General features: G+C 41.4%; 19 protein-coding genes. 8 read left to right on the plus strand and 11 right to left on the minus strand.

Annotated features, from left to right (window positions below; genetic code table 11):
* Window positions 1-36 precede the first annotated feature (36 nt).
* Entirely contained in the window at window positions 37-2,226 is a 2,190-nt protein-coding gene (locus tag BLT94_RS18395) for a DUF4384 domain-containing protein (protein ID WP_092237364.1), read from the minus strand.
* A 145-nt stretch (window positions 2,227-2,371) separates the two neighbouring features.
* Between BLT94_RS18395 and BLT94_RS18400 the strand changes: the two genes are divergently transcribed.
* Genes BLT94_RS18400 through BLT94_RS18410 form a run of 3 tightly spaced genes read left to right on the plus strand, consistent with a single transcriptional unit; the run spans window position 2,372 to window position 4,473 of the window.
* Window positions 2,372-3,067, plus strand: coding sequence for a sigma-70 family RNA polymerase sigma factor (locus BLT94_RS18400; RefSeq protein WP_175530409.1), 696 nt, complete (start codon window positions 2,372-2,374; stop codon window positions 3,065-3,067).
* 16 nt (window positions 3,068-3,083) lie between these two features.
* Complete coding sequence (locus tag BLT94_RS18405) at window positions 3,084-3,671, plus strand: hypothetical protein (RefSeq protein ID WP_014955618.1); 588 nt, start codon at window positions 3,084-3,086, stop codon at window positions 3,669-3,671.
* Window positions 3,664-4,473, plus strand: a complete 810-nt coding sequence (locus BLT94_RS18410) for a S16 family serine protease (RefSeq protein WP_092237370.1) — start codon at window positions 3,664-3,666, stop codon at window positions 4,471-4,473. The genes BLT94_RS18405 and BLT94_RS18410 overlap by 8 nt, the downstream gene beginning before the upstream one ends.
* Here BLT94_RS18410 and BLT94_RS18415 read toward each other — a convergent pair.
* Genes BLT94_RS18415 through BLT94_RS18425 form a run of 3 tightly spaced genes read right to left on the minus strand, consistent with a single transcriptional unit; the run spans window position 4,451 to window position 8,703 of the window.
* Window positions 4,451-5,545 (minus strand): MinD/ParA family protein, encoded by a 1,095-nt coding sequence (locus BLT94_RS18415; RefSeq protein ID WP_092237373.1) that lies wholly within the window; start codon window positions 5,543-5,545, stop codon window positions 4,451-4,453. The genes BLT94_RS18410 and BLT94_RS18415 overlap by 23 nt on opposite strands.
* Window positions 5,546-5,555: 10 nt before the next feature.
* Window positions 5,556-6,554, minus strand: a complete 999-nt coding sequence (locus BLT94_RS22080; RefSeq protein ID WP_092237376.1) for a GspE/PulE family protein — start codon at window positions 6,552-6,554, stop codon at window positions 5,556-5,558.
* Window positions 6,555-6,567: 13 nt separating this feature from the next.
* Window positions 6,568-8,703 carry an HDOD domain-containing protein gene (locus tag BLT94_RS18425; RefSeq protein ID WP_092237379.1) on the minus strand — a complete coding sequence of 712 codons (2,136 nt, stop codon included), beginning with the start codon at window positions 8,701-8,703 and terminating at the stop codon, window positions 6,568-6,570.
* A gap of 297 nt (window positions 8,704-9,000) precedes the next feature.
* On the opposite strand from BLT94_RS18425, the gene BLT94_RS18430 reads away from it, so the two are divergent.
* Window positions 9,001-9,261: a hypothetical protein gene (locus BLT94_RS18430; RefSeq protein ID WP_041279166.1), complete on the plus strand. Its 261-nt coding sequence runs from the start codon at window positions 9,001-9,003 to the stop codon at window positions 9,259-9,261.
* A 3-nt stretch (window positions 9,262-9,264) separates the two neighbouring features.
* Window positions 9,265-10,041 (plus strand): MBL fold metallo-hydrolase, encoded by a 777-nt coding sequence (locus BLT94_RS18435; RefSeq protein WP_092237381.1) that lies wholly within the window; start codon window positions 9,265-9,267, stop codon window positions 10,039-10,041.
* A 26-nt stretch (window positions 10,042-10,067) separates the two neighbouring features.
* Here the strand turns inward: BLT94_RS18435 and BLT94_RS18440 are convergent, their stop codons facing one another.
* On the minus strand, window positions 10,068-11,312 hold the full coding sequence (locus BLT94_RS18440; RefSeq protein ID WP_092237384.1) for a reductive dehalogenase: 1,245 nt from the start codon (window positions 11,310-11,312) through the stop codon (window positions 10,068-10,070).
* A 281-nt stretch (window positions 11,313-11,593) separates the two neighbouring features.
* Here BLT94_RS18440 and BLT94_RS18445 point away from each other — a divergent pair, with 281 nt between their 5' ends.
* Entirely contained in the window at window positions 11,594-13,219 is a 1,626-nt protein-coding gene (locus BLT94_RS18445; RefSeq protein ID WP_245743180.1) for a sigma-54-dependent Fis family transcriptional regulator, read from the plus strand.
* 128 nt (window positions 13,220-13,347) lie between these two features.
* Here the strand turns inward: BLT94_RS18445 and cooS are convergent, their stop codons facing one another.
* The 5 genes from cooS to BLT94_RS18470 all read right to left on the minus strand — a co-directional run bounded on the left by cooS (window position 13,348) and on the right by BLT94_RS18470 (window position 18,451).
* A complete protein-coding gene (cooS, locus tag BLT94_RS18450; protein ID WP_092237390.1) occupies window positions 13,348-15,312 on the minus strand; it encodes an anaerobic carbon-monoxide dehydrogenase catalytic subunit in 1,965 nt (654 codons plus the stop codon).
* Window positions 15,313-15,618: 306 nt separating this feature from the next.
* Window positions 15,619-16,365, minus strand: coding sequence for an N-acyl homoserine lactonase family protein (locus BLT94_RS18455; protein ID WP_092237394.1), 747 nt, complete (start codon window positions 16,363-16,365; stop codon window positions 15,619-15,621).
* A 103-nt stretch (window positions 16,366-16,468) separates the two neighbouring features.
* Window positions 16,469-17,395: an MBL fold metallo-hydrolase gene (locus tag BLT94_RS18460; RefSeq protein ID WP_092237397.1), complete on the minus strand. Its 927-nt coding sequence runs from the start codon at window positions 17,393-17,395 to the stop codon at window positions 16,469-16,471.
* Between the two features lie 141 nt (window positions 17,396-17,536).
* On the minus strand, window positions 17,537-17,890 hold the full coding sequence (locus BLT94_RS18465; protein WP_092237400.1) for a hypothetical protein: 354 nt from the start codon (window positions 17,888-17,890) through the stop codon (window positions 17,537-17,539).
* Between the two features lie 84 nt (window positions 17,891-17,974).
* Window positions 17,975-18,451, minus strand: a complete 477-nt coding sequence (locus BLT94_RS18470) for a methylated-DNA--[protein]-cysteine S-methyltransferase (RefSeq protein ID WP_092237403.1) — start codon at window positions 18,449-18,451, stop codon at window positions 17,975-17,977.
* 415 nt (window positions 18,452-18,866) lie between these two features.
* Here BLT94_RS18470 and BLT94_RS18480 point away from each other — a divergent pair, with 415 nt between their 5' ends.
* Window positions 18,867-19,619 (plus strand): cytidylate kinase-like family protein, encoded by a 753-nt coding sequence (locus BLT94_RS18480; RefSeq protein ID WP_092237409.1) that lies wholly within the window; start codon window positions 18,867-18,869, stop codon window positions 19,617-19,619.
* A gap of 217 nt (window positions 19,620-19,836) precedes the next feature.
* On the opposite strand, the gene BLT94_RS18485 is transcribed toward BLT94_RS18480, so the two are convergent.
* Window positions 19,837-20,676 (minus strand): CvfB family protein, encoded by an 840-nt coding sequence (locus BLT94_RS18485; protein ID WP_092237412.1) that lies wholly within the window; start codon window positions 20,674-20,676, stop codon window positions 19,837-19,839.
* 624 nt (window positions 20,677-21,300) lie between these two features.
* Here BLT94_RS18485 and BLT94_RS18495 point away from each other — a divergent pair.
* Entirely contained in the window at window positions 21,301-23,550 is a 2,250-nt protein-coding gene (locus BLT94_RS18495; RefSeq protein ID WP_092237418.1) for a DUF294 nucleotidyltransferase-like domain-containing protein, read from the plus strand.
* Window positions 23,551-23,557: the final 7 nt, after the last annotated feature.

Genomic DNA, 23,557 nt, shown 5'->3' on the forward strand with positions numbered 1-23,557 from the left:
ATAAACGATATTTTGGCTATGAAAAATTATTCATGATTACTCTTGCGTCAAAACAGGCAGTAAATCCCATGACAAAGCTATCCCTCTCTTGCGTGCATAATCAGTAAACCAGTCAGCTATTTCGTTTATGCTCAGATTAATTTGTTTCATACCATAAACCGCATCTTTTGAACCGGGCAGATCCGGCAGGGGGCGGTCCGAGGCAAAGGCCACCACCTGTTCATTGCCGGTTGTGCCCTGAATTTCAAACTTGAAATTATCTGAATATTGAGCGCCGGGGATGGCCGTCACCTCTCCGGCCCTGAACAGCAGGGATTTTTTTTCAAACTCATTGGGATAAATTCTGAACACTTGCTGTTGTGCATCTGATGTAAAAATCTTGATGTAGACCGGCTTATTGGCCTTTGCAAAAAAAATAATCTCTTCTCCTTTTCCAAAGGAAAGGTTGTTTCTGCCTTTTTGTGTGAACAGCTCAACAAAAAGCTCGGCAGTTGGCGGCAGAATAATTTCCGGTTCCGGAGAGTTCAGCCAGTCGCTGTCAATATCAGCGGCTTTTACTATTGTCTGCTCAGCAGCCAGAATTTTTCCGTCAATATTTTCAAGCGTTGTCTTAATTTCTATGGTGCCGTTGTCTTTGGGCCAGAAACTGCCGCTGATAAAATGTGAAACCTTTGCCACGGATGCAATGGTTGCTTCCGGATTTTTTGTTGCCACAATGGTTCTGGTTCTCCTGGTTAACGATCGGGTCACTATCTTTTGCGTATGGGTGACCGGCGAAAAATACAGAGAAGATGCAAAATAATCCAGGCAACAATCATTTAAATAATCACTGAACAATGAATATCTCTGTTTGTTTTCCAGCTTGAATTTATTGATCACCACATCAGTTCTGTTGCGGCAGGGCCGCTTTGCCATAGCCTCGTTTTCCAGGCGGTACATTAAAAAGTTTATATGTCCTTTTAAATTTGCCTTAAACCATGTTGTGCGGCAAAATTGAAGCCCCATCTTTGCCTGGGCAGAGGCAATGATGGTTTTGCGGCATCCATAGGAACTTTTTTCCAACCGGTTCAGATCCAGGGACAGGACCATTGCTTCATGATCTTGTACATATTGACCGGAAAGGATCAAGTCTGCATGGGCTGACGGGTCGTCTGTGACGGAGAAAAAGCGGTTTTTTCCAAAAATGGATTTTAAGTTTTCAAAAATCCTGAGACCCAGAGGTGTAATAGCGTTCAAACCGGTATCATGGAAATTATGCCTGCCGATATAAACCCTGTTGTTTGGATTTGTTAAATCCTGTCGATTGTTTTTGCCTATTGCTTCGTTAATAATCTTTTTTTTGTTAATAGCTTCTTCTATTATCAATTGCGAAACCGTTTGAGTAAGATCATCAAGGGATTGAATCTTTGGTTGTAACATTTGTTCCGGAATACTTTGAAGGTCGGTCAAAATCTTTGCACCGGCAAGATGTCTGCCCGTATTCTTGTCCAGAATCGACACATGAAACACCATGGCATGGCCCATTTCTGAATAATCGCCCTTTAAAACGGCATTAGCCTGTTCCGGAGAATCTCCGGCATCCCGGAAAACTAATGAAGCGGCAAATGCATCTTTCATGTATTTTGCAAGTTCATCTCCAAGGGCAAGCTCGGGTTGCAACGGGTTGACTGGCTGAAAAGGCGGAGTTTTGATCTGAAGAGACATCATGCCGCTGTAATTCAGCTCCAGCAGCCGGACCAGGGATCGGGAGATTCGTTCAAATTCAGGTTCAAGCCATCCCGGGTCCATGTTTTTTCTGCTGATGCGGCCTTCCACAACCGCAAGATCTGTGCTTGCTGCCTCTCCCATGCGTCTGAGCCGGACCGTGATCCACACATCATTTCCAGCAACCCTGTAAGATCCCATGGCTCTCAAGGGTTTTTCGCCTGTGTCCTGAACACTGAGAATAGCACCTGATTTTGAAAATTCAGATGCCAGGGCTTCGGCCAGCACAGATGAAAAAGGTAAATTCAGCAGGGTGTCTTTTTCCCAGAAATTATTCGCACTGATTTGAATATGGCTTGATGTAACATCAAACAGGGAGTTTATGTTAAAAACAATCTGTTTTGATGCAGCAGATAAAGACGAATTTTTTCCTGCAACATGTGTCTGTGTTGTAATGCAGGACGATAAAACAATGGACAAAAAGAGTAAACCCACGCACACAGAAAATTTTATTTTTCTCATATTTAGCTGCCTTTAAAGCTTCTTGTTTGACAAATCATTGTACTTATGACTATGAATGCACCTATACCGGGTAGAGGTAAATTACAAGTTTTTTTCAGAAAAAAAATTTAATTGTTCGATATGTATATTCAGAAGGAAATTTTTGTTGCTGACAGAAGAAAACGAAAGGCTTGTTAAAAAAATTGCTTTTAAACTATACCGAATATATTGTCCCAAAGGTGAGATGGGTGTTTTTACTGTGGAGGATCTGTTTCATTACGGCATCATCGGACTTTTAAAAGCAAAAAAAGGCTTTAAAAAAGAAAAAGGCATCCCGTTTGATGTCTATGCTGTAATTAGGATTAATGGTGAAATTATGGATGCAATAAGAAAAAGTCCCATAATCCGGTTGCCGCATGCAAAAAGAAAAAAGGCAAAACAGCTGGAGCAGGCAAGAAAGGCCCTGCTGGACAAAAATATACCACCTGATCCTGAAACAATTGCGCAAAAACTGGGCTGGACTGATGAAGAGGTTTTAAAAACAGAGCGCCTGTCAAGCCATGTGATATCTGCAGACGCAAATCCTGGTACAAGCAATTGGTTCGATTTAAAATCAACAGACACCATTGAAGAAAAAGTGTTGAACAAGGATCTTGCACACACTTTTAAACAATGCCTGGACCAAATAGACGATGACACGGAACGGCTTGTTTTCATGGCAAGGCAGCTGGAGGAAATGACCTTGAAAATGGTGGGAGAGCGCCTTGGCTTTTCAATTGAAAAAGCCCGGCAAAAACAGATCAACGCACAACAAAGCATGAAATCCTGTCTTGAAAAAAAAGGATGGGACTTAACCAATTAAAGATTGGGAGTTTGTCATGGATAAACATATCAGTATCAAACAGATCAGCACCAAACAGGCACTGAAAATCTGGGCTGAGTATTCGCCAGTACACCAGGACCATATTAGCCAAGAAAAATTATACTTGTTTTCATTGCCCGGCGGCCTGCAAAAGGCCGACAACTATGATATCCATCACCTGTCACTTTGTCCCCGGTGTCTTAGCGCCTGGGAAACGCTCTGCTCTTTGAGCGAACTTTCACTGGCTGATGACCCGGATGAAAAACAGGGAGAAGAAATTTTAAGCTATGGCTTGCTGCAGGCAGCATCCAGCGCCTTTACGGAACCGGTCTATATCAACAGCAGTTGTGACAAATTCAGGCTGGGCATTTTCCCGGACAATGACAACCCCCAAAAGGCCATGATCGTGCTGGAAACAACAAGTGCCGGCAAATCCTGCCAGGGCATGACGGCAAGCATACGGGATGCCAACGGCTTCATGGTCATGGAAGCCACTGTCAAACAGGGCCGGGCCGCGTCCATAACCGACCATCTGGATACCCTGGATCTGTCAACATGGACCATTATATTGTCCGGATCAGCAGATAAAGATACCCATGAGTAATATCCGGCTATTGTTTGACAACGGCAGTTATTATTCTGTAATGTGTTCTCTTTGGCCGCCAAAGCCGGGAAACCCCAGACCCGCAGAGGCATTCATTGTATCGGAAAGTGAGGGCGATTTTACCTTGGCGGCAAGAACAGCCGCCCTTGCCGCCTATACCTGTTTAGAATCAAGAGGAGAAAAAATATCCCCTTTTACCGCCGGAATTGAGTTGTTGGAAAGAATCAATGCCAAAGCCAATATTGCCGGTGAAAGCGGCGGGCTTTGCTTTGCCATTGCCATTGCAGCAGCCTTGTTAAAGGTTGATATGCCGGACATTGCTGCCACCGGCGTTCTCACGGCAGACGGCAGCATAAAAAAAGTAAAAGGTCTCCATACCAAGCTGACGACCGCTGCCAAGCTGGTAAGCGAAAACGGATTTATCTTTTATCCCAGAATCAATGGCAATGAGATTTCTGATGATCTTTGGTCTGTTTTTAAACAAAAAAACTTACGATGTCATGGAGTTACGCATATAAACCAGGTTTTTGATATCCTGCTTCCGCCGCAACAAACAACAGGAACCTTAAAGAAAATCATTCTTCTGATTCTTGCGCTCATACTGACCGGCTTGGTGGGGTACTTTTGTTTAAGCACTACTGACATGGGTTTAACTTCCTTAGAAACAAAAATAACAAAACCAATGCCATTATCCCCTGCAGCGGACCCTTCCCCTTTAATTAAAAAACCAAAGCCGTCCCTGCCAAAGCCGATAAAATTGCCACCGGTTAAGATCGAGCCTATAGACACGGGCTTTGACTAATTTTTCTTTTTTTCAGCCAGGATTCAAAATCAAGGGTAAGCGCTTTGGGTTTGGGCAGCACAGGTGTTTTTTCGTTGTTTTTCTCAGGAACGGGCGTATTGGGGTTAAGGACTTGTTTGATCTCCCTTACTTCTTTTATCAGCAAGGAAAGTTTGTCTTCAATACGAAAAAGTGCGTTTGAAATATCAGGATTGTTTTCTGTCTCATCTTTTTTTATCGCTTTTTGGGGTGTTGCCGCTTTTGAGGGAACAGTTTTTTTTTGGGGGGCATGATGTTTTTCAAGAAATGCCAGGCATTGATCCCAGAAAAGCTCCATGGGCATCTGGCCGGTTTGGCCTGGGGTGGCGATCAGTTTTCGGGCAATGGCATTGATGCATTTTGATGCAATTGTGTCCGGGAAAAGCATAAAAAAAGGAGTCTGGGAAATCACCGAGGCCCGGACATTTTTATCCGATGCCATAATACCCAACGGTTCCACTTTAATCAAAAGAAAGCGATTAACAGTCTCTTTTAGCTGAACATAGGCTTTTTGAGCGGCTTTGCCGGATCTCACCTGGTTGATCACCACCTTGACCGGACGATCATATTGATATTTTGACAGCACTTTGAGCAGGGAATAGGCATCGGTCAGGGAGGTGGGTTCGCATGTGGCCACCAGGATGATTTCATTGGACGCCATGCAAAAAGACAGCACTTGGGCGGAGATGCCGGCAGATGTGTCAAAAATAAAATAATCATAGTCTTCAAGATCTAAAAACGCGGAAATAAGGTTATCGGTTTGAGTCCGGGTCAGGTCTGCAATTTTTTCCACACCGGAACTTCCCGGTATAATGTCAATCCCCTGATATGATTTGATTATGATGTCCGTTAAGTCGGCCTGTCCTTCAATAACCGATTCAAGATCTTTTTCAGGATAAATGCCGGTGAGGATATTCACGTTGGCAAGACCAAGGTCAGCATCAAACAGGCAGACTTTAAATCCTTTTGATGCCAGTGCCAAAGATACATTCAAACTGATACTTGTTTTTCCGACCCCGCCCTTCCCACTGGTAATGGTAATGATTCTTGCCATGATGATTTGCCTATTGTTTTGGAAATGCAATTATGTTGACGTCCCGGCCCTGTTGTTTCAAGGAAAACTCAATGCAGCGGCTTTTATATTCCCGGGTTATTTTCTTGTGGGCACAAACAATAAACTCGTTAAATTCAATCTGCTGATTATCTCGCTTCGGGTTCCCGCTCAAGCGCCTCAACAATTCATATCTGTCGTACAATGTTTGGATAGATTCGTTTTCCTGTTCAGGATCTTTTATGGATGTTTTAAAGCTTAAAAGAAAAGGCAGATCCAGGGGAGTTCTCCCGGATGAGGAATGATCTATATTGGTTTTGTAAATGATTCCGTAAAACCGGGAAAATCCTGAAAACGAAATGAACACGGCCTTAAACCTGTATTGGGGAAACCTGTTGTTCAATTTTTGTATGAACAACAGGTTTTCAGGGTCTGTAATCCCTATCAGGATGGTATGGCCCTTTAAAACCAGGGGAATCATTCGATTTTCCAGGGAGTCGTGTTTATCCAGAACATTAACCAGCCTTGTCCTGTCTGCTTCATTAAAAACAAAATCAATGATGGATCTGAACGGAATATGAAACAAACCAAATAACAGCTGTTGCATTTCGCTGATTGAAACCACCCGGTCTTTGAGGAGCAGGCTGATAAATGGAAGATCAAGAGTCAGTGATGCATTGTGTGCGTTTAAAACTTTTTCTCTTGATATCATATTTTTTGACACCATTTCTTTTAACTTCGTCTTTTTTGAAATCAGTGCCGATTGAATGGATACAAGCTTATTATATTTATGAAGAACACAATAATTATCCACCGGCGTGACCAGATTCAGGTCACATAAAATCATTCCAAACAGGCGATTTTTTATCAGGCCCGGAGAATCCTGCATTTTTGCCTGGATCAAAAGAACCCTGTCAATGTCTTCCGGACAGATTAATCCTTGCTCGACAAAAAGTTCACCGGTTTTCAACGCCCCAACCTGTTCGGACAGTGTTTTTTTCTTGTCTGGCAATGGTCTTAAACCTTTATCCTTGTTTCATTTTTGATGAGATAACCGGCAGGATGATGATAAAAAAGGTTCCCTTGCCCGGCTTTGTCTTGCAGGTGATTTTTCCGTTCAGCTCTTTGACAATGGAATGGACAATGGCAAGCCCCAGCCCTGCATTGGCCGTTCCTGTTTTGGTTGTGGTATACGGCTCAAACAACGTTTCTTTGATTGTTTCGTCAATTCCCGGCCCATCATCGGAAATTACGATCTCCACACTTCCCGGAATTCGCTTTTTTTCGTCAATCATAATTTTTGCGGAGTCTGATAAAAATCGTGTGGTTACGGTTATTTTACCCCCTGTATTCATGGCTTCGGCTGCATTTTTTATAAGATTGATAAACACCTGTTTTAATCCGTTCCGGTCGGTCTTGACTCTGGGCATTTCAGGATCAACAAGAATGTCGGCCTCAATCTGTTTTGGCAGCAGGATTGATTTTTTTAAAATTTCCAATATGCCCAGGCAAAGCTGGTTAATGTCAACAGGTTCAAATCCGTCGATTTTCGGGCTTGAGAAGCTTCCAAGTTTATCCAAAAGCCCTGCAACCCGGATCATTTCTTCATTGATCACGCAAAGGTCTTTTTGAACCGGATGTTTATCAGGCAGTTTCAGGCCCAGGGTTTGAATATAATTTTTAATAATTGCGATGGGGTTGTTGATTTCATGAATCACCTTATCGGTCAGTGTTGAATAAGCTTGCATTTTCTTTTCGTGAATATTGACTGCATAGTCATTATAAAACCGGATACTTTGAATACACACGCCTGTCTGTTGTGAGAAAAGCCTGACCAGGCCGCTGTTATCATCAAGAGTTTTGGCTGTTGCCGCATCAACTCCGAGGACCATGATCCCGGATGTGGTTTTTGAAGAACAGATGGGTATACAATACATGCCTTTTGCCTCAAGCAGCCGGATAAGCTGTGTGTCCGATATGGCAAGTTTTTGATAGGGTGTCTGTTTCAAACTGTTTTGAACCGTGTTCTCTTTTAAACATTTCACCACAAGGCTGGATGTATTGGATATTGGCAGGGCAATACTTTTGATTATTTTATTGGCTTTATCATTACTGCTGCACCCCCCGGTTAACATATTTTTTTTTTCATCCAAAAAAAAATAAAACATCCGGGGAACATTGAATATGATTTTAAACCCGTTTTGTGCAACATCCAGAACCGAATCAACATCCCTGGCTTGCAGCAGATTTCGCAATGTGCCGAAAAACAAAGACAGATCCTTTATTTCACAGGTCAATGACTCTTCGCAGTCGTTATCCTGAACATAATCCGAATTTATGCCAAGGCTTTTGGCCATGTCAAAGACTTCTTGTTCCGCCTCAACAGCAATCTGTTCCAGTCCTGTCCGGGGAATATCCGTCAGGCAGATAATATCCGGGATCTTTTCAAGTACCGCTGTCCGCCCGGCCAGAATGTTTGAAATAAATACAACTTTCACATGAAAGAGCGCGCTTTTAATCTGCTCAATGGGTTCATTGATAAAAAGCACGGCATCTGCAATCAGTGGATTCAAATTCCATTGCCTGAAAAGCCATGCACTTACCTGGGGGGTGTCGGCACCAAACATTTCCATTTCAGCGGCAAGGATCTGTTTTTCATTGGGCGTTGTTTGCAAAACGGTTTTGTAATCATCGGGAAAATTCTGCAAAAGAACCAGCCTGCCGATATCATGCAGCAATCCTGCCAGGAAAAATTCATCAGGGTCTGAGAAATTATTTTCCAGGGCTATTTTTTTAGCAATCACACCGCATTTATAAGAATGATACCAGAACCGGCCGATATCAAACTCGGGAACGATTTTTGATACATTAAAAAAACGCATGGCAGATGTGCTGATGGCCATATTCCGAATCGTATCAACGCCCAGGTAGACAACAGCATTTTTTATGCTGTTCACAGCCTTGGGCAAATTTATATAGGGTGATCCGATAATCTGCAGAAGCCTGGACGTTAAAGAAGGATCTGTAGAAATAATTTCGGCCAGCTCATCAATACTTGTCTTTCCACTGTTACAGGCCTTGATGAGTCTCAGCATGACCTGGGGAAGCTGGGGAAGAGTATTGGATTGTTTTATTTTTTCAAAAATATTTGTTTGTTTCATTACCCGAAGCTGCACTTAAGTTGTTAAAAACAATTAAAAATCTTTTTAAAATAAAAAAAGGATTTTTAAGGATCTATAGATATTTATCATCTATAAATCAATACTTTTGCCAATTAAACTGCAAAGTTCAGTATATTTTAACATAAAATTTTTTGAAAAGAGCTTGTCTGAAAATTAAAGATCCATAAACTTTTTGGGATTCCTCTTGAAAGAAACCTGTACCGTTGGTATTAATACAAAAAAGGTGTTTAAAGTTAAATACCGTGTTAAAATGTCTTTATTTTTAAGGATTTTAAAATGAAAACCATCGAAGTAAACATTACAGCTGAATTTATTGTTCCAGATGACTGGGAAGTGATCGATCATGTCCCGGACCCAACTTTTCCCGAGGACAAATTGACCGTATTAAAAATCAATAAGAATCATTATGATTTTTTTCCTGAATGCCTTATGAAAATTGAAGATGAAACAAATGTGTTCTGGTCTGCAGACGAAGGGAAAACCGAAGATATTATTGATTGTATGAGTACATTTAAAGTTTGTATTGCTGAAAAATAATCCATGGAAATCAAATGGCTTGGAACGGCAGGGTTTGAAGTTAAGACAGGAAATCAGGTGTTTTTGATTGATCCTTACCTGTCCAGGAACCAAAATGCTTTTCCCAGGCAGGATATAATGCCTTGTGATATTCAAACAGCATCCCAGATTTTTATTTCCCACAGTCACTTTGACCACATTCTGGATATCCCCCAAATCGCCCGGCAGACAAACGCGGATATTTATTGCTCAAAAGTTGCGGCAAACATGCTGATCCGGCATCAGGTGGACAAACACCGGATCAACCCCGTTATTGCGGACAAAAAAAAATTTGATTTTAAACGGTATTCAGCCAGGGCTTTTTTCAGCGACCATATTCAATTTGATAAAAAACTGGTTTTTTCAACTCTTTTAAGAACACATGTGCAATTGTTTAAATATCTTCCCCTTTTTTGGAGGTTCCCCTGCGGCCGGGTTTTAAGCTGGCGCTTTATGATTGAAGATAAAATAATACAATTTTTCGGCAGTGCCCGGTCATCTTTAAAAACCCTTAAGAAAATCGGGAACACCCCCATTGATATCCTGATGTTTCCATTGCAGGGCCATTCAAATATTTGTAAAATCGGCCTGAACCATGTCAGATATCTTAAACCGAAACTGGTTATTCCCCATCACCATGATAATTTTTTTCCCCCCATATCAAAAACAATTGATATCAGCCCCTTTGTGGATCAAATCAAAAAAAAGTGTAAAGATACCAGGATTATTGTTCCTCAAATAAATGAATGCTTAACATTTTAAATTCACAGCACATGTTCATGCTTCTGCTATCTTTTTTTTGTATATCCTGATTTTTTGGGTGTAACAAACCTGCCGTCAACCTGATCTAAATCCAACCACCATTTTTGTTTATAATTGGGTTTATGATATCCTAAAAGGTCATCACACCATATCCCAAATTTCCGGGTGGATGGAAATTTTCTTAAAAACCAGTTGACCGTTCTGTGAAAAGGGGTGAACGGCTTATTCCACGGGCATACCTTGATGCAGGTGCCGCAACCGGAACCGTTTGGGTTGCCCACCCTCATGGAGGTGCATTTTTTAACGTCATTGGGCCATTTTTCATACCCGTTGTGCATGATTTTATCACCATAGCTGATGGCCTGGGACGGGCACATTTCAGCACATTTGCCACATTTGCTGCAAAAATCCTGAAGTCCGAAATCAATGGGCCTGTCAATTTCAAGGGGCATATCCGTCGTAACTACAGCTGCCTTATATCTCGGCCCTAGGAAAGGGTTGATCACCACATCCCCCATACGCGACATCTCTCCAATGCCGGACCACAGCAGGATAGGGGGAACCACTACCTGGTAATTCATGGCATGGTGGGATCTTGCCGGATATCCGAGCCGCCGGATGTAATCCGCCAGAATACAGGCAATATACCCGGAACCGGCATAGGCTAAAAAACTCATGGAATTGCTGATCCAGTCACTCCCGTTAAATGCCGATGCTGTTCGCCAGTCCTGATCAACTACAATGGAAATAGCATATTTGTGATTGAGTTCAACTTTTTTGCCTTTGTGCTTGGAGTGTGAGAACACGGCATATTGAGGGAGTTTACAGATGCCGACAATATCTGCTCTCAAAAAATAGGCTGTCTCTTTTATATGCCAGGCATTTGTTTTAGGATCATCTGTTCCTGGGGCAATATCATCTGAAGTATCGGGCATGGGCGGCCAAAAAGAAGTGTTCCAGGGGGAGCGGCCGGCTTGTTTGAGTTTCATGGGCTCGTCCACCATATGCCCAAGTGCGCCGCCCATGGTACACAATGCCCCTGATAACGGGTGCTTGCCAATGAATCGCCCATACTCTTTTTTGAGTTTTTCTCCGTACTCTCCTTTTCCAGCCCGTTGAAATCCGCCATCCCTTTCATCAACTCTTTGAATCTTGTTATCATGAATAGCGGTTGTGGGCCGGTCAACCCTGTCAAGGATATGAACAGGATAGGGGTCTGGCCTGTCTTTTCTGCAATCATCTCGAATATCTGATGTAAAGATGCGTGTCATTTTTTACTCCTGTTAAAAGGTTCCAGTATGTGTGTTTTTCTCAATTTAAATACCAATACCAAATATTAATGTTCAATATTTATGCCAGTGCCTATAATCAAAATTATGCTATTAATTCAGTTGGTTGGATTTGTCAGGTCTGTTGAAAAGCAACGAAATTTCAGTCTTAATGATTTTTCGTTGTAATACAATGAGATTTCATTTAATTTATCCTTATGAATATCAACTCAACTTATCAACCTGAATTTGAGTCGCTAAAAGCGCTCTTAATTGAAATGGCCATGGAACGGTCTGTTGACGTTCTTTTAAATCTCATTGTCAACCGGATGGTGCAGCGCCCTCACATAGCTCTGGTTAGAATCTGGTTAAAAAAAAAGGCGGATATCTGCAATAAATGCTCCATGTTCAAATTATGCGGACAAAAAAAAGAGTGTCTCCATTTGGTTGCAAGCAAAGGCGATTCCATATCAATGCCTCCTCATAATTTTTCTGATCTCAATGGGCATGGGCAAAGGATTCCCATGGGGGTCACCTGTATCGGGAAAGTGGCTCAGAACAAAAAACCGTTAAGCCCGGAAGATATTAAGTCAGATCCTGACTGGCAAAACAGGGACAACTGGGCCAAAGGAGAACATCTTCTCGGATTCGGCGGCCAACCCCTGCGCTTTAAAGACGATGTTTTCGGTGTGATTGCCATTTATTCGAGGATCAAATCCGACCGGGTAAAAGAAGGCAGGTTCTGGCTGAATATGATCGCCAACCACACTGCTGCCGCAATTGCCAACGCCAATGCATTCAGACAAATTGATCATTTAAAATCTCAATTGGAACTTGAAAACCAGTATCTGAAAGAAGAGATCAACCAGGCTCGTTCTTTTGGCAGTATTATAGGTAAAAGCCCGTCTTTGATGAATATTCTGAACCAGATAGAGCTTGTGGCACCAACAGATGCCAGTGTGTTTATTTTTGGAGAATCCGGCACAGGCAAGGAATTGGCAGCACGGGAAATTCATAACCGAAGCCTTCGGAAAGACAAACCCATGATTAAAGTCAATTGTGCCTCTATTCCGGGTGAACTCTATGAAAGTGAATTTTTTGGCCACATCAAAGGCGCGTTTACCGGTGCCGTAAAAAACCGGGCCGGACGGTTCCAGGCGGCTGACGGGGGAACCCTTTTTCTCGATGAGATTGGAGAATTGCCTCTTGCACTTCAGGGCAAACTTCTTCGGGTGTTACAAGAAGGTGCTTATGAACGAATTGGTGAAGATATAACAAGACATGTAAATGTAAGGATTATTGCAGCCACAAATAAAAATATCAAACAAGAAATCAAACAAGGGCGGTTCAGGCAGGATCTGTATTACAGGCTCAATGTCTTTCCCATAGAGATTGAACCCCTGAGAAACAGGAAAGAGGATATCCGTTTATTGACCTATCATTTTCTTGAAAAAATTTCATCCGACATGAACAGAGACATTCCAGACATCTCCAGTGCCGGAATCAAGCAGCTTATTTCTTATCATTGGCCTGGAAATGTAAGAGAACTGAGAAATATCATTGAGCGCTCCATTATCACATCCGGAGACATGAACCTGAAACTTACATTCCCGGACAATGAACAACAACCGTTATCTTATAACCCCGCAGGCAATTATCTAAAAAACAAAGCCCTGACAGACAAAGCCCTGACAGACAAAGCCCTGACAGACAAAGTACTGACAGACAAAGTACTGACAGACAAGGAGTTAAATCGGTTTGTTAAAAAAAACATACAGGCTGCACTCAAAGCATGTAATGGGAAGATTTATGGGAAAGATGGAGCTGCAAATCTTCTTGGGTGTGTGCCCACAACGCTTTGTTCCAGAATTAAAAAATTTAATATTAATATCCTGGAAATAAAAAAGTAATCATGGCTCTCTACCCCTATATGTTTTTTTGCAAATTAAGGTGAAACTTGCGCAAAAAAGATTAAGCCCGGCACAGATAGTGCCGGGCTTATTTAAGATGTTAAACAATTAAGATGCTGCAAAATAATTTAAGATGCCAGTTCACGCCTGTCGGACATATCCACAAGCGTTCTTTCTCTTGCCTTGTCAATGCCAAGCTGTTTTCGTTTTTTGTCAATATGAGCGATCATCATTCTAGCAATTTCAATGGGATCAGAAGCCATACCCCATTTTCCATAACCCTTTTTTTCAAGACCATTAAACATAAGATCATGGAATTTAGTTTCCTTGATGGTTGGAAAACCGACACCAAAAACAGTATAAACGCCTGAAGCTACAAAATAATGGCCAATGGCCAATGCTTTTTCACTCATCCATTCGGGCGCACATCCGGCTACCGGAAGATCTGCAATGCTGTTTCCAAGACCTCCGGCTTTTACCATGGCTGACGCTGCAATTAGAATTCTTGTGTTGTCCACACAGGAACCCAGGCCCAGAACCGGAGGCATACCAACGGTTTCACAAACCTCGGCAAGACCAGGGCCTGCAAGTGGTGCAGCTTCAGGAACCAGAAGGCCCGCCTTGGCAAGCGCTATTTGTGAACATCCTGTTTGGAGTACCAGAACATCATTTCTAATCAGCTCTTTTACCAGGGCAACATGAACTGAATCTTGTTTCACTTTTGGATTTGTACAACCCACAACTCCTGCAACCCCTCGGATTCTTCCATTAATAATATTGTCATTCAGCGGTGAATAGCTGCCCCTGAAGGTTCCGCCCAGCATATATTCGATATATTCGTGGCTAAAGCCGTGGACACCCGCCTGGATCTTTTTTGGAATCTCTATGGGCATACTTCTGGTGCCATACCTGGCAATGGCCTTTGAGAGAATTTCATCCGTGCATTTCCTGGGATCAATTTCATCAAACTCAACATGGGTGGCCCCTTCAATTTTCGCTCTCGGGTTTGTGGTTATCAAATGGGTATCATAACATTTGGCCACTTCTGCCAGACCCTGCTTGATGCACTGGATATCCACCACCATGGCATCCACTGCACCTGTAACGATTATCGCTTCTGTTGATCCAAAGTTTCCGGCATGAGGAACTCCGTGACGAGACATCATTTCCGCACCGGAACAGCACATTCCCACAAGATTAATCCCTTTGGCACCCTTGGCTTTGGCCTCTTCAATAAAAAAAGAATCATTTACAGCCGCCAGCATGCCTTCAAACATGGCAGGTTCATGGCCATGCACAATAATATTTACATGATCCTCCTTTAATACTCCCATATTGACATCTGCAAGGGTGGGAGAGGGGGTTCCGAACATTATGTCGGACAGTTCGGTTGCCACCATGGAACCGCCCCATCCGTCGGCAAGGGCTGTTCTGGTGATCTGTTTCATTAAATTGTCATAGTCCTGGTCACATCCGATATGGGTCCTGCTCATCATTTCCATGATTTCCAGCATGGCCCCTCTGGGCATGACGCCATCTTTTCTCCACAATTCCCGGGTTGCCTCAGGTGCCAGTTTGGTAAAAGGCATTTCACCGTCAACATTGGAAAATGTTTTTTCAAGTTCATCACACAGCTCTTTTGCAACCTCCAGAACCTCTTTTCCCTCAACATCAATGCCGAGGGATTTGGCAACCCGTTCAAGTTTCAGGGTATCCTCAATGGTAAAATCCTTGACCTTACCGTCAATAATCCCCCTGAACAATTCAAGGATATGCCTGCCATGATCATTGTGGGAGGCAGATCCGGCCGCCACATTTCGTCCGAAATTTCGTGCCATGATCGTATCAATGGTTGCACCGCATACGCCTACTTTTTTATATGGATCTCTTGGATTCAAGCGGCAGGGTCCCATGTAGCAATGCTTGCAACAGGCGGATTCCGCACCAATGGGGCAGGGTTTCATTTCATACCCGCGGTCAAGATCCAGTTTAACACCGTCTCTTCTGGCTTTTGTAAGCATTTGCTGAGTGGCTTCACACATTGTGCGATCCTCAACACTCACCATTTTTTTCTCACTGTTTTCTTTCCCCATTCATATCTCCTTGTTTTTTGCTCCTGGTTGCAATGATGCAGTCACCATACGAATTTTATTACTTCAGTTATCGTAAGGTGATACACCGTGGTATCTTTTTACAAACTAATACATTGTGGTATTTTGTAAAGCATAATTTAATTAAAATGATAATTTTTTGTTTTTTTTATTCTAAATTTTTATTGGTTGAAAAAAACTCTAAAGAAAAAAAATACCGGCATGAAATATCACCCCAAAGACTTAACAGCCATAGGCTTTCAGGCATTGGGGTGGGGGGCAAGTAAAAAAAAGTGTGGAGGGAGATGGCTAACCAATTGATTTGACGGATGCAAACCTTGGTTCATGAAGAGCAATAATAATATCCGCTTCTTTTTGAACCTGTTTCATAATATCATAGGCTTTGTAAACATCCACATGGGTTCCCGGCGGGATCACATCCATTTCCATGCCTTTAATTTCAGGCGGGGGATTATAATTTTCATCAATGATGCAAAATCCCGTGATTGCAGCCGTGCCCTTTTGTGTTTCAATAAATACGGTTAAACCGCCTTTTGTGTGGACCGGTGTATGTTTGACGCGAATACCATCTATGATTTCGCAATCTTCCTTAATGATTTCAATCTGATCATTTTCTTCAATATCGTCGATATAGTCTTCCAGATAGCGATAGTCAAGGGGATGGGGGGCATGAATTGATTCAAGCTCCTTCTCATGAACATAAAACCGGGCATTTTCACATTTATAATCATTTTCACAATGATCCATATGAAGATGGGTGTGAATGACGATATCAATATCCAAAGGCGATAAGCCTTGTTTTTCAAGTCCCTGCTCAAAGGTGTAAATTTTTCCGCCAATGGCATCTTCCCTGTCCTTTGATCTAATGGGGTTCATCTCCCCCGTATCCACGAGAATATTTTTATCGCCGCCTTTTATCACCCAGGTATAAATCGGTATTGTATACTGCTCTCCTTGGCCGTATTGATAAGTCATCATGCTTTTATCAAAAACTTTTGTACCCATGACAATGGGATGAATGGTGTATTGTGCCATGATATATTGCTCCTTTTACTGATAAGTATCAGTGTATGACTATATGGAAAATGTGTCTGCTGTGTCAACGAAGATAAAAAAAATTAAAATCTCACCTCAAAGGTTACCCCAAATTATAAGGAACAGTTGACAATGTTAGTATTTCAGGAAAAAACTTAATCAATCCGCCTTCATTGATAAGGGATTCATGGTGATTGTACATGGCAGTATCCCACATATAAAGAAAAGACCTCATGGGCTCGGATACTTTTTCTTTATCAGAAAAAAATACCCCTTGCCGGATAATGTCATCTGTTTCCATTCCTTTGTCCAGGTTTTGAATGATTTTTTTTTCCCGTTGCAAAATTGTGGAAATACCTGAGGCCCATGCATGTTGAATTTCCTTTTTAACAACACCTCCATGACTTGTAAGAATTAATTCAATGTCCATCCCCTCAAGCCGTAAAATTGATTCAACAAGCTTTTTTATGCTGCAGTCTGCCCAGCCATACCACGGGCCAAACCGGTCCAGTCCCATATCCCCGGAAAACAGAATTTTGTCTTCCGGAAAATAAAAGGAGGTATGAGAAGGAGAGTGGCCCGGCGTATTAATCAGAACCATTTCGGGTGCCATATCCTTGAAAGATGTTGTTTCGCTGCAGGACTCGTAGTCTTTAAGGGGTTCATATCCAAGAAAATCCACAACAAAGGAGGTCCATGGCTTTGACATGCCAAAGGCTCCGGCTGTATGTTCAATCACGAAATCCGTGGACGTCAGATATGGTTCTTCACCTTCCGGGATAAACACCACAGCATCCGTATAAGCATTAACTTGACGGGTCCAGGTGGAATGGTCAAGGTGATAATGTGTAATCATGGCTGCATCCGGTTTTTCCTGTTCCAGCAATTTAGGGATTTCATCTGTCCCCATATTCATATCAATCAAAATTTTTTGCTTTGACAACAGTATCATCCCGGCACAGGAAGTAAAATTTGCCATGGAATCAGGTTCCACATAGGTAATCTTGTCTGTGATTTTTGTTCTTTTCAAAAAAAAAGCATTCCTTTTTTTCTATTCAAAATTCAAGCCTGTTCTTTCCCTTTTTGCTAAAAGTGTAAAAAAGCAGATTGCCATGTCAAAAAAGAATACGTTTTTTTGCGGATACGGCTGTTTTAACATCCGTTTTTAACATTATTCTGATGAACTTTCGTCAAGAATTAAAAGTCCTACCAGCATATGCCCCTTGTGTTTTCCAGGCTCAGGTGCTGATATATGGATTATTTGTGTCCTATGACTTATTGGATTTACTGAGGCTTCTTCCGGGTGATATTTCATCATCAAAATATCGCCTGCCTTGATATGCTTGAGTACATTGGAATCCTCGCGCACAAATATCCCAAAGCCATTTGAAGAAAAATCCTTTATTCTAAAATGATAGGCCATTTCATTTTTTCCGGGTATAAATTCAACGCTGGCATTATTCCGGCATTCTGTTCTGATTTCAACACGCCCATTTTTTTTATTATGTTCAGGATCTTTTTTCATTGATAATCCAAGCCCTTTGTAAAGATGACATCCTTAATAATATTCAGGATCTTTTTCATTAATAAGCCAATACCATATTAATCATCATTGTTTTTTATATTTTTTCTCCAGGTCCAGCAATCTTTTTTTCACATTAAGGCCTCCGCCAAAACCTGTCAGGCTTCCGTCTTTACCGATAACCCGGTGGCAGGGTATAATAATTGGAATCGGATTTTTTCCGTTTGCCATGCCAACCGCTCTTGAAGCTTTCGGATTTGCGACTCTTTTTGCCAGTTCGCCATAGAATATTGTTTCTCCATAGGGAATTTTTACAAGCTCCTGCCAGACCTTTTTTTGAAAATTTGTTCCTGTAATAGACAATTCAAGATCAAATCTTGTCAGCTCTCCTTTAAAATAGGCTTCAAGCTGCAAAATAATATCCATAAATTTTTTCGGGTTGTATGTCCAGTCTTTTTCAGGCTCAACCCTTGTCTTTCCCAAGGGAAAATAAAGGTTTTCAAGCAATTTGTTGCCGGTTAATAAAAGCTTTCCAACCGGGGATTCAAAATAGCAATAATTCATATTTTCCACCCTATGGCCTTATTCTGTCACACTTAAATATAAAAAAACAATGAGCTTAACAATACTTCTTTTGCAATAAATATTCAAATTTCCTGTCAGCTGGATTTCCAGGCTGTAAAATAAGTCGACGTTTTAATTGATATTTTTTTCGATATTACCTTATGTTATTCAGGCGTTTTAACATCAATCATAAAAGTTTTACGGCACTATGAGTTCTGTTAAGCCAGTCTGTCCTGACAAACAGGGAGCGGCCAACTATTTCTTGTGCAGTGGCATTGTTATTGCCTTTATTGTTTGCAGCAGTCAAAAAAAGGAGATTAACCAGATCCATAAAAAAAGCAGCACAATGAATTGAACAAAGCGTATTTAAATCAAACACCTTAATTTTATTAGTTGGCAAAACAAGGAGAAAAAAATGAATCAAACTTTCCAGGATACCATTTATAGGCCGGGATATTATGGCAAAAAAAGACAAAGTGCTGAGAACTGGTTGGATGAGACGATCAAAAAGTGGGACAATAAGGGGAACGCGGATAAAAAACAGGACATAAAGGAAAAATCCTCGGCAATCCATAATATTTGTTTTTCACGGCAAATCGGAGTGGGGGCTTTGGAAATTGCGGATCTTTTGTCCGGTATCCTTCATTATCGTGTTATAGACAGGGAAATTTTGGAATGTATGACGCAAGACACCCGGCTGACAAAAAAAATAATTGAATTTTACGATGATCTTTACCCTGGTAAAATGGCTGAGCGTTTCTCCATGCTCATCAAAGAAAAACCCTTTCTGAAAAACGATTATGCAAGACAGTTGATGAAAGCTATCATTGTGCTGGCCGATACCGAACCCTCTATTTTTGTCGGCAGGGGAACCCATTTGATTCTGCCCGGCAATACTGTTTTGTCGGTAAGGTTTGTCTGCAGCCGGGATTACAGGGTTGATAGGCTGTCCAATATCCTGAACATCGGCAGGTCGGAAGCAAAAACAAAATTAAATATTATGGATATTGAACAGCATGAGTTTTTTAAAACCGTTTATCACAACAAAGAAACCGGTCTTGATGAATTTGACCTGGTGATCAACAGGGATCGTATCAACGGAAGTTTCCATGCCGCCCGGATCGTGGCATGTGCTTTTGAACAAAAATTCGGATTAACAGCACTATAACAATCTTGAACTTTGATGCCTGTGATCAGTGCTTTTTAAACCGGATATGCTGATCCTTGAAATTATGTTTTGAATAACGGCCATGGCAGATCATTATGTCACAACAAATAATGAAAGGTATTTAATTTCAGCAGTTTAAAAGTTCTTTCATATAAGCTTTCATAGCGTCATTATTATTAATTTTTGGTATCAGGATATGCTGGACGCATTGTCTTTTTTACCATTTTCCCTGTTTAAGCCTGATCCCGTTTTTTTTCAATTCCAGAACACCTTTTTTGAACAAACCGCCAATGGCTCTTTTAAATTCTTTTTTACTCATGGAAAAAACCGTTTTAATCTCTTCGGGTGAGCTTTTATCATGGCAGGGTATAAAACCACCGGCTTGTTCCAATAAGCTTTCAATTATTTCAGCAGAACTTTTTACAGAATCATATCCTGGTTTTTTTAACGTGAGATCTATTTTGTTGTCTTCACGAAGCCGCATGATATAACCCGTGCAGGTATCACCTATGGAAAGGTCTTGATAGGTTTCATTTATGTATAACATACCAAAATACCTGTTATCAATTACAGCCATAATACCAATTTGGGTAAAAGAATGGATAAGAAGATCTACTTTCTGACCAACCTTAAGGTCCGTGATGTTTTTATCACAATTTACGGATATTTTTGTAGTGCCGTAAACTCTGCCTGTCATATCATCAAAACATATTTTTGTGAGATATTTTTTTCCGGGAACCATTTTGTCCTGCTGCTCACTTTTGGGTATCAGCAAGTCTTTTTCAAGTCCCCAATCCATAAATGTCCCAAAAGATACAACATCTTTTGCTTCAAGGAAAACAAAATCTCCAACAACTCCATCCGGCTTTAAAGTCGTTGCAACAAGACGGTCTTCAGAATCAGTATATATAAACACCGTAATGGTATCACCTATATGCATATCTTCAGAAACGTATTTTTGAGGAAGCAGAATTTTTCCTTCGTCAGACTGTAAATACAGACCAAATTCAACCCTGCTCTCCACAACCAGATCATTATATTTTCCAATTTTAAGCATGCTTATCCTATTTAATTTTAAATGGAAAAACCCGGCAATTTGTTTTCAACCGGATTTTTTTGTCAAATACATTGTCAGCAAAGGGCTTCCTTTGTTTTTGAGGAGTTCTTTTGCCCACTATGTCTTTTATTCAAGCATTATATCACATTGAAGAAAACAGCGCCACAGTATCCCCAAGCCACCTCAGGGCTAATGCATGTAAATATTGCAAAGTCCTTGTCTTATGGGTGAGAGTATGAATAACCTGAACACCACATCTTACAGTTTTTTTCTAATAAAAAAACGATTTATGCGACAACTTCCTGCAGATAGGGATAAAACGTCATTTGTAGAAATTAAAAAAAGCAACTGCCTTCTTAACCAGAGGGGAGTTATAAAATTATTTGAATACCGGCCATGTCAGATTGATCTGCCATGTGCAGGCTTGGTATTTCATACTGGTTTGCCAACAACAAAATCGGGTGCAGTTCAATAGTTTGGATTTACAGCTTTTTTAAAGACTTGTTGACATATGAACGCATTTTATTACAATAAAACAATAAGGCCGTCGACAATCTCCAACTTTTTTTTTCTGGGTCAATGTTTGTTTAACACCGTGATACAAAAGCCGATATTTGAAATATTATGTCCCGCAAAAATGACGTCATGAAAGAAAAACAGGTGCTGGCCTCGTTTATTTCAAAACTGCCGGAAGCCATTATTATCTGTGATGCCAACGGGTTAATCCTGCTGCACGACCACCAGTCTGAAATATATCTTTTGGCGGATAAGAGCAATCCTGTGATACCGGTTTTGATGACCGGCAAACCCATTACTGCGCTCATTGACAAAAACCTTGTTGAACATGCGCTTGACGAAATCAACGAGCAATTAAGAAAAAAGGTCGAAAATACGGTTTCAACCTTTATTTTACAAACCCACGCCCTTGTCTTAGAGACCCAGGTGGTGCCTGTTTTAAATTCTGCCGGTCTATTTTCCGGGTTTGTTGTGATCCTTGATGATATTACCCAGCAAAGCCGGGCACAAAAACGGGTAGAGTCCCTTTTAAACACCTTGTCCAAAAATGCCAGATCCCCTATGGCAAGTATCAGGGCCGCCATTGAAGCCATGAGAGAGTTCCCCGGGATGGATGAACAGCACCAGCATCAGTTCAAAGAGATCATTTACAAGGAATCCATTGTATTAAGCGATATCCTCAATAGCGTATCAGATGAATACTCACGTCTTATCAACACAAACAAGACCTTGAAACCGTTGTTCGTAAAAGATTTTTTACAAACAGTTTCCAGGCGGTCCCAAGATAAACTTGGGCTAATCTGCCGCGTTACTAACCGTTTTGATGCCGAAAACATAAAAATTAAAGCCGATCCCTACACCTTTATCAATGTGTTTATTTTTATGTTGGGTCGGCTGAAAACCGAAACCGGGCTGACTGAATTTTATTTTAATTTTTATAAGAAAAATGCCATTGCGTTGATCGATATTTCCTGGAAAGGAGATCCGGTAAGCCCTCAATTGCTAAAACAATGGGAAAGCCTGGATATTGGTACACAAAACATGGTTTTAAATATCGGCTTAAAAGAGGCACTCAACCAGCACCAGAGTGTAATCTGGACATACCCCGAACAAGATGAAGTTAATGATATGCCTTGTGTAAGATTTTTTATTCCGGCAGATGAGAGTTTGGTGCAAAACATCCTTGAACCGGTTTCCCTGATTCCGGAAAGCCGGATACAGATCGGGGATATTGAAGCGTTTGATCATTCCGATCAGGCTCTGGAACTGGACAACCGTTTGCTGACCGAGCTTTCCTACACCTCGCTTATCCGTGAAATCAACCAGGCAACAAGAGTTGAAGAGATTATCGGCAAACACAGCCAGTTGCCAAGGCTGATTCACAGCATGCTCACCAGCGGGACAAAAATCAAGACCGTGACATGGCTGGTCACGGCGTTTTCAGATGCCATCTTACATAAACTGCTGACTTTTGCAACAAAAGCTCTTGGACCGTCCCCGGTTCCGTTTGCCTTTGTTACTTTGGGCAGTGAAGGCAGAAAAGAGCAGACCCTGAAAACTGATCAGGATAATGCCGTTATTTTCAAAGATTCTGAGGACGACGGTCAGACAATTGAAATTCTTCAGCCCTATTTTCTGAAACTTGGGGAAAAAGTCTGCACCTGGCTTGATCAGTCGGGATTTGATTTTTGCCAGGGCGGCATCATGGCGAAAAATCCAAAATGGTGTCAGCCTCTTTCCATATGGAAAGACTATTTTTCCTCCTGGATACATGCGGCATCACCCGAGGATCTGCTTCATACCAGTATTTTCTTTGATTTCCGGTTTGCTTATGGAGACAGACAGATCACAGATGAACTGACAGCCTATATGATGAACCAATTATCCAACTGGACTGGATTTTTCCGAAATATGGCGGAAAATGCCGTGTATTTCAAACCTCCGATTGGATTTTTCGGCAATTTTTCAGTCCGGTCCAAAGCACCGCATAAAAAATGTCTTGATATTAAGATGGCCTCCATCCCCATTGTTGATTTTGCAAGAATTTATTCTCTAAAGCACGGCATCAGGGCCACCGCCACTCAGGACAGGCTTTATCAACTATATGTGAAAAAGGTTTTATCCCGCAATGAGTATAATGAACTGGATCAGGCCTATTGCTTTAATATGCAGATACGGTTCATGACACAGATCCAGGCGATTCTCGGTCAAAATATAAAACCGGATAATTACATCAATCCCAAGCACCTGTCTTCCATTGAAAAAAAAATGCTCAAAGAAGTATTAAAAAAAATAAAAGCTATCCAGGCCAAACTGAGGTTTGATTTTATAGGTGACACAGACGGTCTGATTTCTTAATGTTTTT

This window comes from Desulfobacula phenolica, from assembly GCF_900105645.1.
In the GTDB taxonomy this organism is placed as follows: Bacteria; Desulfobacterota; Desulfobacteria; order Desulfobacterales; family Desulfobacteraceae; genus Desulfobacula; species Desulfobacula toluolica.

Coding starts and splice junctions, on each gene's coding strand:
- BLT94_RS18395 (WP_092237364.1), bottom strand. CDS start 2,226: ATGAGAAAAATAAAATTTTCTGTGTGCGTGGGTTTACTCTTTTTGTCC.
- BLT94_RS18405 (WP_014955618.1), top strand. CDS start 3,084: ATGGATAAACATATCAGTATCAAACAGATCAGCACCAAACAGGCACTG.
- BLT94_RS18410 (WP_092237370.1), top strand. CDS start 3,664: ATGAGTAATATCCGGCTATTGTTTGACAACGGCAGTTATTATTCTGTA.
- BLT94_RS18415 (WP_092237373.1), bottom strand. CDS start 5,545: ATGGCAAGAATCATTACCATTACCAGTGGGAAGGGCGGGGTCGGAAAA.
- BLT94_RS18425 (WP_092237379.1), bottom strand. CDS start 8,703: ATGAAACAAACAAATATTTTTGAAAAAATAAAACAATCCAATACTCTT.
- BLT94_RS18430 (WP_041279166.1), top strand. CDS start 9,001: ATGAAAACCATCGAAGTAAACATTACAGCTGAATTTATTGTTCCAGAT.
- BLT94_RS18435 (WP_092237381.1), top strand. CDS start 9,265: ATGGAAATCAAATGGCTTGGAACGGCAGGGTTTGAAGTTAAGACAGGA.
- BLT94_RS18440 (WP_092237384.1), bottom strand. CDS start 11,312: ATGACACGCATCTTTACATCAGATATTCGAGATGATTGCAGAAAAGAC.
- BLT94_RS18445 (WP_245743180.1), top strand. CDS start 11,594: ATGGAACGGTCTGTTGACGTTCTTTTAAATCTCATTGTCAACCGGATG.
- cooS (WP_092237390.1), bottom strand. CDS start 15,312: ATGGGGAAAGAAAACAGTGAGAAAAAAATGGTGAGTGTTGAGGATCGC.
- BLT94_RS18455 (WP_092237394.1), bottom strand. CDS start 16,365: ATGGCACAATACACCATTCATCCCATTGTCATGGGTACAAAAGTTTTT.
- BLT94_RS18465 (WP_092237400.1), bottom strand. CDS start 17,890: ATGAAAAAAGATCCTGAACATAATAAAAAAAATGGGCGTGTTGAAATC.
- BLT94_RS18470 (WP_092237403.1), bottom strand. CDS start 18,451: ATGAATTATTGCTATTTTGAATCCCCGGTTGGAAAGCTTTTATTAACC.
- BLT94_RS18480 (WP_092237409.1), top strand. CDS start 18,867: ATGAATCAAACTTTCCAGGATACCATTTATAGGCCGGGATATTATGGC.
- BLT94_RS18485 (WP_092237412.1), bottom strand. CDS start 20,676: ATGCTTAAAATTGGAAAATATAATGATCTGGTTGTGGAGAGCAGGGTT.
- BLT94_RS18495 (WP_092237418.1), top strand. CDS start 21,301: ATGTCCCGCAAAAATGACGTCATGAAAGAAAAACAGGTGCTGGCCTCG.